Genomic DNA, 13,332 nt, shown 5'->3' on the forward strand with positions numbered 1-13,332 from the left:
AGAATCTGGCTGCCTTGGCGCGACATATGGATGCGGGCCAGCCGACGCGGTTGCTTCCCGCTCAGCGCGAGCGCTTCGGCAATTTTCGCAGCTTGTCGGGATTGAACGCCGGCAGCTGCTCGGCTCGTTCGCGTGCGGGTGGCTGCTGTTCCGTCAGAATGAGCGTGCCATGGAGGATCATTCCCGGCACCTGTTGTGCCGTCGCGGTGTAGCTCGCGATCTTGCCGGGGCAGCGTCCCTCGATGTCCAGCGTGAGCTCATCCTCAACGCCAAAGACCGTCGAACGCCCATCGGTATGACGCTTCGTCGATACGGTCGCGGTGAAGCGCTCGCCGTCGACCGAGCAGGAGCCGTGATATGTCATCAGGCTGTCACGGCCCCAAATCTGGCCGTCTGCGACATGGACGATCCCGGTACCCTGGTCGAGGGGCGTCCTGTACCACGCCGCGTAGGTGCCGTCCTTCAGCATGGGAGCAGTCTCTCCTGGTATTCCCACGCGGACCATTGGCACGATTTAATGCCAAGAAATCGTTAATGGCCGTGCCCGTGCCAATCCGGTCTTTCCTTGCGCAGCTCGGCCTCAAGCTCCTCGATGATGCTGTGAAGCAGATGCGCGGCAAGCGGGTCGGTCACTTCGCGCTCCAAATACCGGTAACGCGCGATCAGGAATTCCTGCTCTCTCAACTGGCGTTCTGTCATCAGACGGGCCCTCCGGCAAACCGACGCGCAGAAGACCGAGCAGTTTCATTACAATTTTCAGATCATTTTCCATGGTTTCTGATCGGTTAAGGGCGGCGCCAAGCCCGCGGCGGCGGGCGACAGCTCAACGTCGCTCATCGTGCATTCGTGTAACCGCACGATTGCCCGGAGCAGGATCGGGCAAAACAGAACCGTTCCAGGCAAGACCCGGAGCCTCTGCGCCGCATAGAACTCGCGCCGACCCGTAAAAGCACGGGCACCTGATCTGAAGCAGCAAGCGATCAGAAGGAGCCACGCCATGACCGGGAGCACCGCACTCATGCGCAATCACCCGTCCAGGGGCCAGCCACCCCTGCCCAGCGCACACCCCGTCGATATCGCCATGTCCGAGCGACGCACCGCCGAGGTGGAGATGGCGCGGGTGCTCAGGACTGAACCGACCCGCATGGCGCTGGACTCCTCCGGCGCCGGGATCGCGCACTGGAAACACGATCCATTGCATGACGTCGTCGAACCCATGAGCCACCACGTGATCATGGCCTATAACGGCGTGATGCAGCGCATGGAGCGCCGGTCGGGAAAATCGGTTTCGATCGGCACGTTTCGTCCTGGAGTCGTGATCATCATCCCGGAAGGATCGAGCTCCCGATGGGACATTCCGAAGCCCGTTGATGTCGTTCAGCTCTACCTTCCGAATGCGACACTGAAGCGCGTTGCCGGCGAAGCCGGGATCACAGGAGCGGCCGACCTGCTGGAGCGGACCGCGCACCCTGACCCCATTACGTCCCGACTGCTCTTGAGCTCAGCGGATGCGCTCGAAGGCAATGGGGTCCTCGACACGCTGTTCCGGCACCAGGTGACGGATCTTCTTGCCACGCGCGTCCTGGCTGCGCACACGGGTTCACCGGCCACGTTCCAACCGACCATGGGCGGGCTGTCGCCGAAGGTCCTGCTCCGCGCGATCGAACGGTTGCGCTCGGACAGCGATGCGGACGTCTCCCTCGATGCGCTGGCGTCCGATGCCGGCCTCTCGCGCTTTCACTTCTGCCGCGCCTTCAAGGAGAGCACCGGGCTCTCGCCGCATGCCTGGCTGCGCCAACACCGGCTCGAGCAGGCCATGAACATGCTGCGGGAGAGCGACGACCCGGTCGTCTCGATCGCTGCGGCACTTGGCTATTCCTCGCAGACGGCGTTCGCCGCGGCCTTCAGGAAGCTCACCGGCGAAACGCCGAGCGAATGGCGCAGGCGCATGCGTTAGCAGCAATCGCTCGATGTCGACAGCAATCGCGCTGGGGCAGCGGCACGCCTGATCGGTTAGACCATCACCATGTCCAATCCCGTGACGGAGGCAAATGATGATCGGGAAAGACTTTGTCCACCGGTTGGCCATCACCTCATCACGCAAGGGGCTCGCTACTGCGGTCGTGTACGGACTTACGCTGACTGTTCGCTTCACTTCAGCAACAGGTGACGACATTCCGCCGCAATCCGCACAACGCGCCCACCCCGTGATTTCGGTGATCACCGGGGACAGCTTCCGCCTTCCCTATCAGGACTGGAGCCGCAAGTCCGCGCGGTCGATCGTCTTTCGTCAGGACTGGCCACCCGGCTGCCCGCTCCAATAGGCGTCAGCAAGCTCGCTTCAATCATTCGCGTCGTCGCTGACCGCAACAGGACTTGCCGCAAACCCGCAGCGGCGGCGGCAACGCGCCTGTGCCCAGGAAGATCAACCAAAGGAGACCGTCAATGCGACTAGTCATCATCGGCGCCGGCTTCGCCGGCATGTACGCCGCCCTTTCCGCCGCCCGCCTGCGCGAGATCCAGGGCGTCTCGCCTGACGAACTCGAGATCGCGCTGGTCGCACCCGAGCCGACGCTGGTCGTCCGCCCGCGGCTCTACGAGAAGAATCCGGAGACCTTGACGGCACCGCTCCTCGATGTGCTCAAGGCGATCGATGTCACCTATGTTCAGGGCAGCGTCGAGACGGTTGAAACCCAATCCCACACGGTGAGGGTCGCCACGGCCAAGGACTCCAAGAAGGCGCTCTCCTACGATCGACTCGTGGTCGCCACCGGGAGCCGGCTGTTCCGCCCGAACATCCCGGGTCTTGCCGAGCACGGGTTCAGCGTCGACTCGCTCGACGATGCGATCGCGCTCGACAGGCACCTGCATGGCCTTGCCAAGCGGCCGGCCGCGAATGGGCGCGATACGGTCGTCGTCGCCGGCGGCGGCTTCACCGGCATCGAGGCGGCCACCGAAATGCCGGCGCGGCTCCGTGCAATCCTCGGCCCGAATGCCAGGACTCGCGTCATCATCGTCGAGCGCAACAGCGCGATCGCACCCGACATGGGTGCAGGCCCGCGACCGGTCATCGAGAGCGCCCTCCACAAGCTCGGCGTGGAGACCCGCCTCGGTGCCGGCGTCGCCTCGCTCGACGAGTCCGGCGTCACCTTGTCCAGCGGTGAGCACATCGAAACCGAAACCGTGATCTGGGCGGCGGGTATTCGTGCGGCCCCTCTGACGGCGCAAATCCCTGCCGAGCGCGACAGTTTCGGCCGGCTGCTGGTCGATAGCTGTCTGCGGGTGCCGGGCGTCGAGGGCGTCTTCGCGACCGGCGATGCGGCCCGCGCCGCCTGCGACGACGAGGGCAATTACGCACTGATGTCGTGCCAGCACGCCACGCGCATGGGCGCCTTTGCGGGCAACAATGCCGCCGCCGAGCTGCTCGGCGTTCCGACCAGGCCCTACCACCAGAAGGCCTACGTCACCTGTCTCGATCTCGGCGAAGCCGGCGCACTGTTCACCCGTGGCTGGGACCGCAAGGTCGAGATGGTCGGTGATGTCGCCAAGAAGACGAAGCAAGAGATCAACACGGTCTGGATCTATCCGCCGAAGGCCGAACGCGCCGCTGCGCTCGCGTCGGCCGATCCGGAACGCGTGACCAGCCTCTAACGCACGACGCGATGACGGCCGCGCTCCTGGCTACGCGACCTGATCAACCAAGACCAGCCAGAAGCATGATACAGGAGATCAACATGAACTTGCACAACGCTTCCTATTCCGTTGCATCAAAACCCGAAGAGCTCGTCCCGTCGCGCTATGCGCTGAAGGTCGGCGAGATCGACGTGCTGGTGATCAGCGACGGCGTGCTGCCGCTGCCCGCCGAGATGTTGGCGCACAATGCCGACCCCGCGGTCCGCGCGGCCTGGCTGGATGACATGTTCCTGCCGCCGGACGCGTTCGACTGGGCGTTGAACGTGGTCGTGGTGCGCAGCGGAGAGCAGACCATTCTGATCGACGCCGGGCTCGGATTGGACCCGGACCTGCACCTCCCGCGAGCCGGACAGCTGGTCAAGCGACTGGAGGCCGCCGGCATCGATCTGGCATCCGTGACCGACGTGGTGCTGACCCACATGCACATGGACCATGTCGGCGGGTTGCTCGTCGAAGGCGTGAAAGACCGGCTGCGTCCGGACCTGCGGATCCATGTGGCAGCCGCCGAAGTCAAGTTCTGGGAGTCGCCCGATTTCTCCCGCGTCTCCATGCCGCCGGGATTCCCCGACGCACTTCGACAGACGGCCAAGCGGTTCGCGCACGAATATCACAACCAGCTCCGGACGTTTGAAGCCGAATTCGAGGTCGCGCCGGGGGTGGTGGTCTGCCGCACCGGCGGTCACACCCCCGGGCACAGCGTGGTCCGCCTGACCTCCGGCGGCGAGCGACTGACATTCGCCGGCGACCTCGTGTTCACCGTCGGGTTCGAACACCCTGACTGGCACAACGGCTTCGAACACGATCCCGAGGAAGCCGCCCGCGTCAGAGTGAACCTTTTGCGGGAGCTTGCGGCGAACCGCGAGCTGCTGGTGGCCACGCATATGCCGTTCCCGTCGGTCGGTCATGTCGCGGTCGCCGGCGACGCTTTCCGCTGGGTGCCCGTGTCCTGGGACTATTGAGCGCTTGCCGGACCGAATCCAAACCGGGGCGCGCGCTCATCGCGATGAGTTTGCGCCCTGGGACTCCACATGCACTGAGCCGTCGAAGCCGAAGCGTTGGTCTACGGTCGCTCCGGCGATTTCGAACGGCGCAACCACGCGAACGAACATGCAAGAAAACAAGGTCGTAATCATCACAGGCGGCAGTTCCGGCATCGGTCGAGCCGCAGCTCTCCGTTTCGCCAACCAGGGCGACAAGGTGCTCATCACCGGCCGTCGTGCCGGGCCTATTGAGAATACGATAGCGGAGCATCAGAACATCGCGGGCCTGATTGCGGATACCGCTTCCGCAGAAGACGCCGAGCGGACCATCGCCGAGGCGATCGGCAGATGGGGCCGGCTGGACACGCTCGTCAACAACGCCGGCGCCGGAGCCATCCTTCCGTTGTCGGATGTCGCGGCCGAGCGGATCGCGGACATATTTTCCGTCAATGTGGTCGGTCCGAGCCTGCTGGCCCGCGCCGCCCTTCCTCACCTGCAGGCAACGCGGGGCACCATTATCAACATCTCCTCGACATTTGGTCACCGGCCGGCCGCGGGACTGTCCCACTACGCCGCGAGCAAGGCGGCGCTGGAACACCTGACACGCTGCTGGGCGCTCGAGCTCGCGCCACTTGGGATAAGGGTGAATGCGATCGCGGCCGGTCCGACCGAATCCGGCGCCTTGACCGGAATGATGGGGCTGTCCGCGGAAGCGGCAGAAGCCGTCAAGGACGAAGAGCGCGCGCGAATTCCGCTCGGTCGGCGCGGCGTTCCCGACGACATTGCGCGATGGATCGTGCAGCTTGCAGGTCCCGCCTCGCAATGGATGACGGGCCAAGTTCTCGCAGTCGATGGTGGCCTGGGACTGGCCTAGTTTAGAGCATGATCCGGAAAGGTGTGCAGCGGCTTTCCGAAAAGATCACGCTCGAAGAATAGCCCAAAGCGCGACAACGAATCATCCCAATCGCATTGCGCTTTGAGTCCTGCGCCGATATTGAATCCGCCGCGCTTCGCAAGCGCCTAGAACGTCACGCGCATGCCCGCATAGAACGCGCGCGGCCTTGCCGGGCTCAGCGAGCGCGGGTCGGTGAATTCGGCGCCGCCATTGGTGAAGTTCGGCAGGGCCTCGCGATCGAAGAACTGGCCGTAGGTGGCGTAGCGCTTGTCGAACACGTTGTCGACACGGCCGTAGAGCTGGATGTTCTTCGTCACCTGGTAGGAGGTGTGGAGATTGAACACTGTATAGGACGGCAGCTTCGCGAACTGGTTCGACTCGTCGCCGACGATGTATTGGCTGGAGACGTACAGCGCGTTGCCGCCGACCTTCCAGACGTCGGTCACGGCGTAGTCGACGCCGACCTTGACGCGGTGGCGCGGGATCGCGGGGATCTGGTTGCCGGGTCTGACCTGGATGGTCTCGGTGGCGTCATCGGCGAACGGGCTTTCCGAGCCGAGCTCGAGCGGATCAAGGAAGCGCGCATCGACGAAGGCGTAGCTCGCCTGGAATTGAAGCGTGGGCGACTTGATGTTGACCTCCGCTTCCAGCCCTTGCCGCCGTGTCCGGCCGACATTGGTGAAATAGCCAAAGCCCGTCCGCCCGACGGCGGGCACCGCTACGATGTCGTCATGGTTGGTGGCGCGAAAGCCGCCGATCTTCCATCCCAGCGTGCCGATGTTCAGCTCCTTGGTGCCACGGAAGCCGGCCTCCACCGTCTTGGAGACGACCTGCTTCAACGGCGGATCCGCAACCAGGAAGGCCGCGATGAGGCAGGGACGGGCCGGATCCGCGCAGCCGAGCTCGAGCGGCGTCGGCACGCGGTTGGCCTCAGAATAGCCGGCATAGGCGGTCAATCCCGGCGTGATCTTGTAGGTGCCTCCGATCATCGGATTGAAGCGGGTGTAGGTGTGATCGCCGTTCAGCGCAGTCCCGAGCTGGTCTTCCAGCGAGATCCGCGCCGCGTTGAAGCGGCCGCCGCCAGTGATGGCGAAAGCGTCCGTGACGTTGAACGTGTCCATCGCGTAGAGACCGTTGTATTGATTGACGGTCCGCAACGAGACGGGGCCGGCAACGGGATCTGCCGTGGGAGTCGCCCCCAGGAAAACACCGCTACCGCTGACGACGTAATTCTCTCCCATCGAGCCGATCTCGGAGCTGGCGTTGTAGCGCGTGGTGCTGGCGTCATAGGTTGCGCCCATCACGAAGCGATTGTCGTGGCCGAACAGTTGATCGGTGTTGGTGGCCTGCCCCGACACGCCGAATGTTGTCGAACGGATCGAGCTCCGGTCGATCGCGCCGAGGATCGTCCCCGGCGCAAAGGGGTTGGCGAGTTGCACGCCGCCCGCGCCGTTGGCGGGTGTGGTGTCGTCGCCGAAGCAGAGCAGCGCCGCATCTGCAGCGCACTCCTCCACGTCGGTTGGATTGCCGTCGACGATCTTCTGCTCGAACCTGCGCACATGGGCGGTGCCTTCGAGCGTCCAGGTCGGCGTCGCGTCGACCTTTCCGGTCAGGTTGAGATAGCCGACGCGGTTGGCGGTGGTCTGCGGTGTGGTGTAGGTCGCGCCCCAATATTTATCCAGCAGCTCGGCCGGAACGGTGGCGCTGGCGCCGAAATTGTTCTTGGCGACCCCCATGTTGGCGTGGAATTCGCTGTCGCCGGCCTTGTAGCCGACATCGCCGTAGAAGCGCCGAACGGTCGATTGGGAAAAATTGCGGAAACCGTTATCGCGCAGGCCTTCGAGCGCGGCGTAGACGGCGTAATTCTGATCGACCTGCTTGCCCCATTGCGCCGAGCCCTGGATACGGCCGAACGAGCCACCCATCACGTCTATCTCGGCGCCCTGATAGGTGAAGCCGTCCTTCATTTGCAGGTTGATCGCGCCGCCCAGCGCGTTGAGACCGAAGGCGGGGTTGTTGGTCACCAGCGTCACCGACCTGATCGCGGCGGTGGGGATCAGATCCCAATTGACGGCGTCCGAGAACGCCTCGTTGATGCGGACGCCGTTCTGGTAGACGGCAAGGCCCTGCGGGGTGCCGGTCACGGGAGAGGCGACGAAGCCGCGAAACTCGACATCGGGCGTGAACGGATTGCCGGTGACCTCGCTGATGTTGATGCCGGCGATGTTGTCGCGCAGGGCGTCGGTGACGTTCAGCGAGTTGGTGCGCCTAATCTGGCTGGCATCGACGGCATTGATGGAAGACGGAACCTTGTCGACGTCGAGGCCGCGGCCGATACCCGGCGCGGTTGGATAGACGTATAGGCGTGTCCTTGGACTGGCGGAGCCCGGCGCCCCCACGCGCGCGACCGGTCGCGCCGGCGCGGCGCGTCTTGCCGCCGCAGGCGATGGCGCCGCAACCTCGACCGGCGGCAGGTTCTGGACGTTGGTCTCCTCGTCCTGCGCGGCCATCGCGCTGGTCGCAACAACCATTCCCGTGGAAACTGAAATGATGACCAGACCACGAACGCCCATTCTTGCCCGCCTCCACCCGTATCGTCCGGCTCGTTTCCCCGCCGGTTAGGCCAACGATACAGGCCAACAGCCGAAGAGCACCAGCCGTAAAACGTCCGCCCTGTCCGGAGCTTAAATTCCCGACCAAATCGGGAATTATTCCCGATCCGTCCAACGGCGGGCGCGAGCCTCATCGGGCGCGGCCGGGAACTATTCCCGGTCGCCGCGAGACTTTTTGCCGAACCTCGCGAAAGACCTTCGTGCAATCCTTGGCTCGACATCGCGATCTGATCGCGAGTCATTCATCCGTAGACTCACCCCGCCCTCCTGGGCGGGGTGCCTTTACGGCAAGCAAGAATACAGGAGGACATGATGACGTTGGGGGACCGCTTTTCCGTTCGATATTCATCGGCTCGGCCAGTCCGCGGCAGCCTCGTCCTGGGTCTTCTCGCAGGCTTGGGCTTCGGCGCATCCATCGCCGCCGCGTCTGCGCAGGATTCGGCAAAGACCCCGACGCCGGAGAGCATCAAGGCCATCACCTCGCAGGTCGACGGCGCCTACATCAAGGCCAACACCGCGACGTCCAACAACTGGCCGACAGTCGGTCTCGACTACGCCGAGACCCGCTTTTCGAAACTCAATCAGATCACGAGCGACAACGTCAAAGGCCTCGGCCTGGTCTGGACCTACAATCTCGAATCCTCGCGCGGCGTCGAGGCGACGCCGGTCGTCGTCGACGGCATCATGTACCAGACGGCCTCCTGGAGCGTCGTGCATGCCATCGACGCGCGAACCGGCAAGCGCATCTGGACGTTCGATCCGGAAGTCAACCGCGAGCTCGGCTACAGGGGCTGCTGCGACGTGGTCAACCGCGGGGTCGCGCTCTACAAGGGCAAGGTGTTCGTGGCCGCCTATGATGGCCGCCTGATCGCGCTCGACGCGGCAACCGGCAAGAAGGTCTGGGAAAAGGACACGCTGATCGACCACGAGCATTCCTACACCATCACCGGCGCGCCGCGCGTCTTCAACGGCAAGGTCGTGATCGGACAAGGCGGCGCCGAATATGGCGCGCGCGGCTACGTCACCGCCTACGATGCCGAAAGCGGAAACCAACTCTGGCGCTGGTTCACCGTCCCCGGTGATCCGTCAAAGCCGTTCGAGGACGAGTCGATGGAGAAGGCGGCCAAGACCTGGGATCCCGCCGGCCAGTATTGGCTCAACGGCGGCGGCGGCACGCCGTGGGACACCATCACCTTCGACCCCGATCTCAACCTCGTCTACATCGGCACCGGCAACGGCTCGCCCTGGAACCGGAACGTGCGCAGCCCCGCCGGCGGCGACAATCTCTATCTCGCCTCGATCGTGGCGCTGAACGCCGACACCGGCAAATACGCCTGGCACTATCAGGAGACGCCCGGCGACCACTGGGACTACACCTCGACCCAGCCGATGATACTCGCCGACATCAGCATCGACGGCGCGCCGCGCAAGGTCATCCTGCACGCGCCCAAGAACGGCTTCTTCTTCGTGATCGACCGCACCAACGGCAAATTCATCTCGGCGAAGAATTTCGTCGATGTGAACTGGGCCACCGGCTACGACGCCAACGGCCGCCCGATCGAGGTGCCGGCCGCGCGTGGCGACGCGGCGTACGACTCGATCCCGGGACCCTACGGCGCCCATAACTGGCACCCGATGTCGTTCAACCCGCAAACCGGGCTGGTCTATCTGCCGGCCCAGAACGTGCCGCTGAACCTCATTCCGGAAAAGAAGTTCAAGCAGAATGCCGCAACGCCGGGCAAATTCGGCGGGGCCACCGGCTGGAATGTCGGCTTCGTGCTCAACGGAGAGCCGCCCAAGAGTCTTCCGTTCGGACGCCTGGTCGCGTGGGACCCGGTCAAGCAGAAGGAAGCCTGGCGCGTCGAATACCCCTCACCATGGAACGGCGGCACGCTGACCACAGCCGGAAACCTAGTGTTCCAGGGCACCGCGGATGGACGCTTCGTCGCCTATGACGCCAAGACGGGCAAGACGCTGTGGGAAACAGCGACCGGCACCGGCGTCGTCGCGGCGGCTTCGACCTATATGCTCGATGGCGTGCAGTATGTCTCGATTGCCGTCGGCTGGGGCGGAGTCTATGGCATGGCGCAGCGGGCGACCGAGCGGCAAAGTCCCGGGACGGTCTACACGTTCGCGCTCAACGGCAAGGCGCCGCTGCCGGAATTCGTGAAGTACCAGACCGAAGGCCTGCTCCAGGGCGTGAAGTACGATCCGAAGGACGTGCCCGAAGGAACGGCGCTCTATGTCGCCGCCTGCGCCACCTGCCATGGCGTGCCCGGTGTCGACAGGGGCGGCAACGTCCGCAACCTGGGCTACGTGCCGGCGGAGGAGATCGCCAACCTCAAGAACATCGTGTTCAAGGGACCGTTCCGCGACAAGGGCATGCCGGACTTCACGGGCAAGCTGACGGAAGCCGATGTCGTGAAGATTCAGGCTTTCATCCAAGGCACGGCCGACGCAATACGGCCGAAGAAATGACGCGGCGATACGGCTGCGGCAGGCATTGCCGCAGCCGGCTCGCCCGACGCTCGCCACACGCCTCAATCCTTTGAAACATCATGCCTTTCAGAGAAATCCCTTGAGCCCCATACTCGTCGTCGACGACCATCCCATCATTGCCGAAGCCTGTCGCATCGTGCTGGGGGACGTCGAGGACGTGGTCGCTGCGCGCGATGTGCCGAGCGGCTATGAAGCATTTCTGGAGCACCGCCCCGGGGTCGTCATCCTCGATCTGACCTTTCCGGGAGAAGCACTGGGCGGTGTCGACTTGCTGCACCGCATCTCCTCGGATGCGCCGCTCGCACGCATCCTGGTTTTCAGCATGCATGCGGACGCAAATATCGTGGCGTCCGCGATCAAGGCGGGAGCCATCGGATATTTGCTGAAGGACTCTCCGCCGGACGAACTGCCAAAGGCGGTGCGTCAGGTCAGGCTCGGCCATCGCTATGTCGACGAGCGGATCAATTTGCGCGGCGTGCCCCTGCCCGATCACGTCGATTCCGGCAAGGTCGCCACACTGACGCGCAGAGAACGAGAGGCGCTCAGCCTGCTCGGCCAGGGAAACTCATATTCCGCGATCGCCGAAGAGCTGATCATCACGCCCCGGGCCGTCGCCCGGCTGATCAAGCAGGCGAGGACCAAGCTCGGTATCCGTCGCACGAGCGACCTGCTCCGCCGGGCGCGCGAGCTTGCGGGCGGCGCAGACAGCTCGAACTGACGCGCGAGCCGCCGGTTTATTGCAGGAGCTGGAGCAGCGCGCGTCCGGCAGGCGTCTTCAGTTCTCTCCCATCCAGCGTTCCGTCGTGATCCGGATCGGCTGCGTCGAAGCGCTGCGAAACGACGGCGAGATATTCATTCACCGAGAGCGTTCCATCGTGGTCGGGATCCGCTGCCGCGATCTCTTTGGCGGATAATCTGCCCCGCAACTCCCGCACGTCCAGCGTGCCGTCGTGATCCGGGTCGAGCCTGGCGAAAAGCGCCGTCGCGGCCTTCCTGACCTCGATATGGTCCAGCGTCCCGTCGCTGTCGGTATCGAACTTCCTGACAGGATCAGCGCGAGAAGCCGCCAGCGCAGATCCCGACACCATCACGACAGCCAGTATCGAGACCGTCCATCCGCTAAACTTCAGCATTTCGAGCTCCCCCTGAGGCAGTGGACGTGACATTCAGATCAGGATGAGGCAGTCGGAATCAAGGCCTCCACGGTCAGGCCGGCATCGCCGGAGACGACGTTGAGCGTGCCGCCCAGCGCCAGGATCCGCTCACGCATCCCGACGAGGCCGAAGCCGAGCTTCTGCCCCGGCTCCATGCCGCGGCCGTTGTCGCTGACCCGCACCCGGGCGCAGCCGCGGCCGTCGTGAGTCATCTGCTCCACCGGCTCGATGACGACATTGACCGCGGTCGCACCGGCGTGGCGGAATACGTTGGTGAGCGCCTCCTGCACGATACGATAGATGGTGAGATCGGCCGTCTCGCCGGTCGGCCCGAGCGCCGGCGAGATCACGGTTTCGATCGCGACGTCAGGATGCGACTGCCGCCATAGCCGCGACAGGGATTCGAGCGCCTTGCGCAAGCCGAGCTCGGCAAGGCCCACGGGCCGAAGGCGCTCCAGCACGCGGCGGTTGAATTGCTGGAGTGCATTGATCTGCTCCAGCATGGCGCTGCCATGTTTTCGCACGGCATCCGCACTCGGGTCGCGTCCGTCCGCCAGCTTCGCCAGCGCGCTCGCATGCGCGCGCAGCGAGAACAGGTATGGCCCGAACTCGTCATGGAGCTCGCGCGCGATCTCCTTGCGCTCCATATCCTGCAGCGACACCGCACGCTCGGCAAGACGCCGCTTGTCCTCGACCGCCTCACCAAGCGTCGCGGCAAGGTGGTTGAGCTTGGTGCAGATCGCGGCGAGTTCCGGCGCGCCGCCTGGCGCGACGCGGGCATCATAATGTCCGCCTTCGAGCCTCCCCATTGCCTCAGCCAGCGACTGAAGCGGTGCCAGCGCCCGGCCGACCACGTTCATCATCAGGAAGAACAGCGCAAGCGCGATCACCGAGCCGACCTCGAGCTGGGTCACGATCCCGTCCCAGATCTCGGCGATCTCGTCGTCGGGATGCGAGGTAATCACGAGCGAGGCGGGCTTGCCACGGATCGAGACCGGCACGCTGACCGCGGTCTGCTCGGGATGAACCAGGGCGACGAACCAGGCCGGCGGCGCGCGCGTGTCGGCGTCGGCGTCAAGCCGGGGCGGCGTCAGCGGCTGGCCGCCGGCGTCCCGGAGCGTGATGCTGACATGGCGCAGGCGGCTGAGATCGCGCGCGATCTGGTTGAGCCTGGCATCCGGGTCGGGGGCCTCGTTGAGATCCGCCACGATCATCTCGATGAACTCTCGGGCAAGGCGGATCACGCTCTGGTCCTCGGCCTGCACGCGCGGCCCGGCCTCTGCGACCTGCCGGCCGATATTGACGGCGAGCCCCAGCGCCAGCAGCAGCGCCAGCAAGAGGTTGATGCGCCCGCGCAAGGATAAATTCTGCCACATTGGTATCGCCTGTGCCTCGCGAAGGATGCCCGCCCCTGTCCGATGACGTTGACAGAGGCGAAGCGCCCGATATCTAATCGGAAGCGTACAGCAATCCCGGCCGGGTTGCATGAGGCCACATGA

12 protein-coding genes are annotated in these 13,332 nt (G+C 64.6%); 7 read left to right on the forward strand and 5 right to left on the reverse strand.

Annotated elements, in window-relative coordinates; all coding sequences use genetic code 11:
• Window positions 1-61 precede the first annotated feature (61 nt).
• Both ACM42_RS37425 and ACM42_RS37430 read right to left on the reverse strand, forming a co-directional pair.
• The gene (locus ACM42_RS37425) at window positions 62-469 is read right to left on the reverse strand and encodes a hypothetical protein (protein WP_271533451.1); all 408 of its coding nucleotides are present in this window, start codon (window positions 467-469) and stop codon (window positions 62-64) included.
• A 62-nt stretch (window positions 470-531) separates the two neighbouring features.
• Window positions 532-699, reverse strand: coding sequence for a hypothetical protein (locus tag ACM42_RS37430; RefSeq protein ID WP_271533452.1), 168 nt, complete (start codon window positions 697-699; stop codon window positions 532-534).
• A gap of 298 nt (window positions 700-997) precedes the next feature.
• On the opposite strand from ACM42_RS37430, the gene ACM42_RS37435 reads away from it, so the two are divergent.
• The 5 genes from ACM42_RS37435 (at window position 998) to ACM42_RS37455 (ending at window position 5,547) form a co-directional block, all read left to right on the forward strand.
• The gene (locus ACM42_RS37435) at window positions 998-1,957 is read left to right on the forward strand and encodes a helix-turn-helix domain-containing protein (RefSeq protein ID WP_271533453.1); all 960 of its coding nucleotides are present in this window, start codon (window positions 998-1,000) and stop codon (window positions 1,955-1,957) included.
• Between the two features lie 97 nt (window positions 1,958-2,054).
• The gene (locus ACM42_RS37440) at window positions 2,055-2,324 is read left to right on the forward strand and encodes a hypothetical protein (RefSeq protein ID WP_271533454.1); all 270 of its coding nucleotides are present in this window, start codon (window positions 2,055-2,057) and stop codon (window positions 2,322-2,324) included.
• Between the two features lie 121 nt (window positions 2,325-2,445).
• Window positions 2,446-3,651 carry an NAD(P)/FAD-dependent oxidoreductase gene (locus ACM42_RS37445; RefSeq protein WP_271533455.1) on the forward strand — a complete coding sequence of 402 codons (1,206 nt, stop codon included), beginning with the start codon at window positions 2,446-2,448 and terminating at the stop codon, window positions 3,649-3,651.
• Between the two features lie 65 nt (window positions 3,652-3,716).
• Window positions 3,717-4,652, forward strand: coding sequence for an MBL fold metallo-hydrolase (locus tag ACM42_RS37450; protein ID WP_442868972.1), 936 nt, complete (start codon window positions 3,717-3,719; stop codon window positions 4,650-4,652).
• A gap of 148 nt (window positions 4,653-4,800) precedes the next feature.
• Entirely contained in the window at window positions 4,801-5,547 is a 747-nt protein-coding gene (locus ACM42_RS37455; protein ID WP_271533456.1) for an SDR family NAD(P)-dependent oxidoreductase, read from the forward strand.
• A 146-nt stretch (window positions 5,548-5,693) separates the two neighbouring features.
• On the opposite strand, the gene ACM42_RS37460 is transcribed toward ACM42_RS37455, so the two are convergent.
• Window positions 5,694-8,141, reverse strand: a complete 2,448-nt coding sequence (locus ACM42_RS37460; protein ID WP_271533457.1) for a TonB-dependent receptor — start codon at window positions 8,139-8,141, stop codon at window positions 5,694-5,696.
• A 351-nt stretch (window positions 8,142-8,492) separates the two neighbouring features.
• Here ACM42_RS37460 and ACM42_RS37465 point away from each other — a divergent pair, with 351 nt between their 5' ends.
• On the forward strand, window positions 8,493-10,658 hold the full coding sequence (locus tag ACM42_RS37465) for a PQQ-dependent dehydrogenase, methanol/ethanol family (protein WP_442868973.1): 2,166 nt from the start codon (window positions 8,493-8,495) through the stop codon (window positions 10,656-10,658).
• Between the two features lie 100 nt (window positions 10,659-10,758).
• Window positions 10,759-11,397, forward strand: coding sequence for a response regulator transcription factor (locus ACM42_RS37470; protein WP_271533459.1), 639 nt, complete (start codon window positions 10,759-10,761; stop codon window positions 11,395-11,397).
• A 16-nt stretch (window positions 11,398-11,413) separates the two neighbouring features.
• Here ACM42_RS37470 and ACM42_RS37475 read toward each other — a convergent pair whose 3' ends face one another.
• Both ACM42_RS37475 and ACM42_RS37480 read right to left on the reverse strand, forming a co-directional pair.
• A complete protein-coding gene (locus ACM42_RS37475; protein ID WP_271533460.1) occupies window positions 11,414-11,812 on the reverse strand; it encodes a calcium-binding protein in 399 nt (132 codons plus the stop codon).
• 38 nt (window positions 11,813-11,850) lie between these two features.
• Entirely contained in the window at window positions 11,851-13,209 is a 1,359-nt protein-coding gene (locus tag ACM42_RS37480) for a histidine kinase (RefSeq protein ID WP_271533461.1), read from the reverse strand.
• Between the last annotated feature and the right edge of the window lie 123 nt (window positions 13,210-13,332).

The sequence above is a fragment of the Bradyrhizobium sp. CCBAU 25338 genome, from assembly GCF_028128965.1.
In the GTDB taxonomy this organism is placed as follows: Bacteria; Pseudomonadota; Alphaproteobacteria; order Rhizobiales; family Xanthobacteraceae; genus Bradyrhizobium; species Bradyrhizobium liaoningense.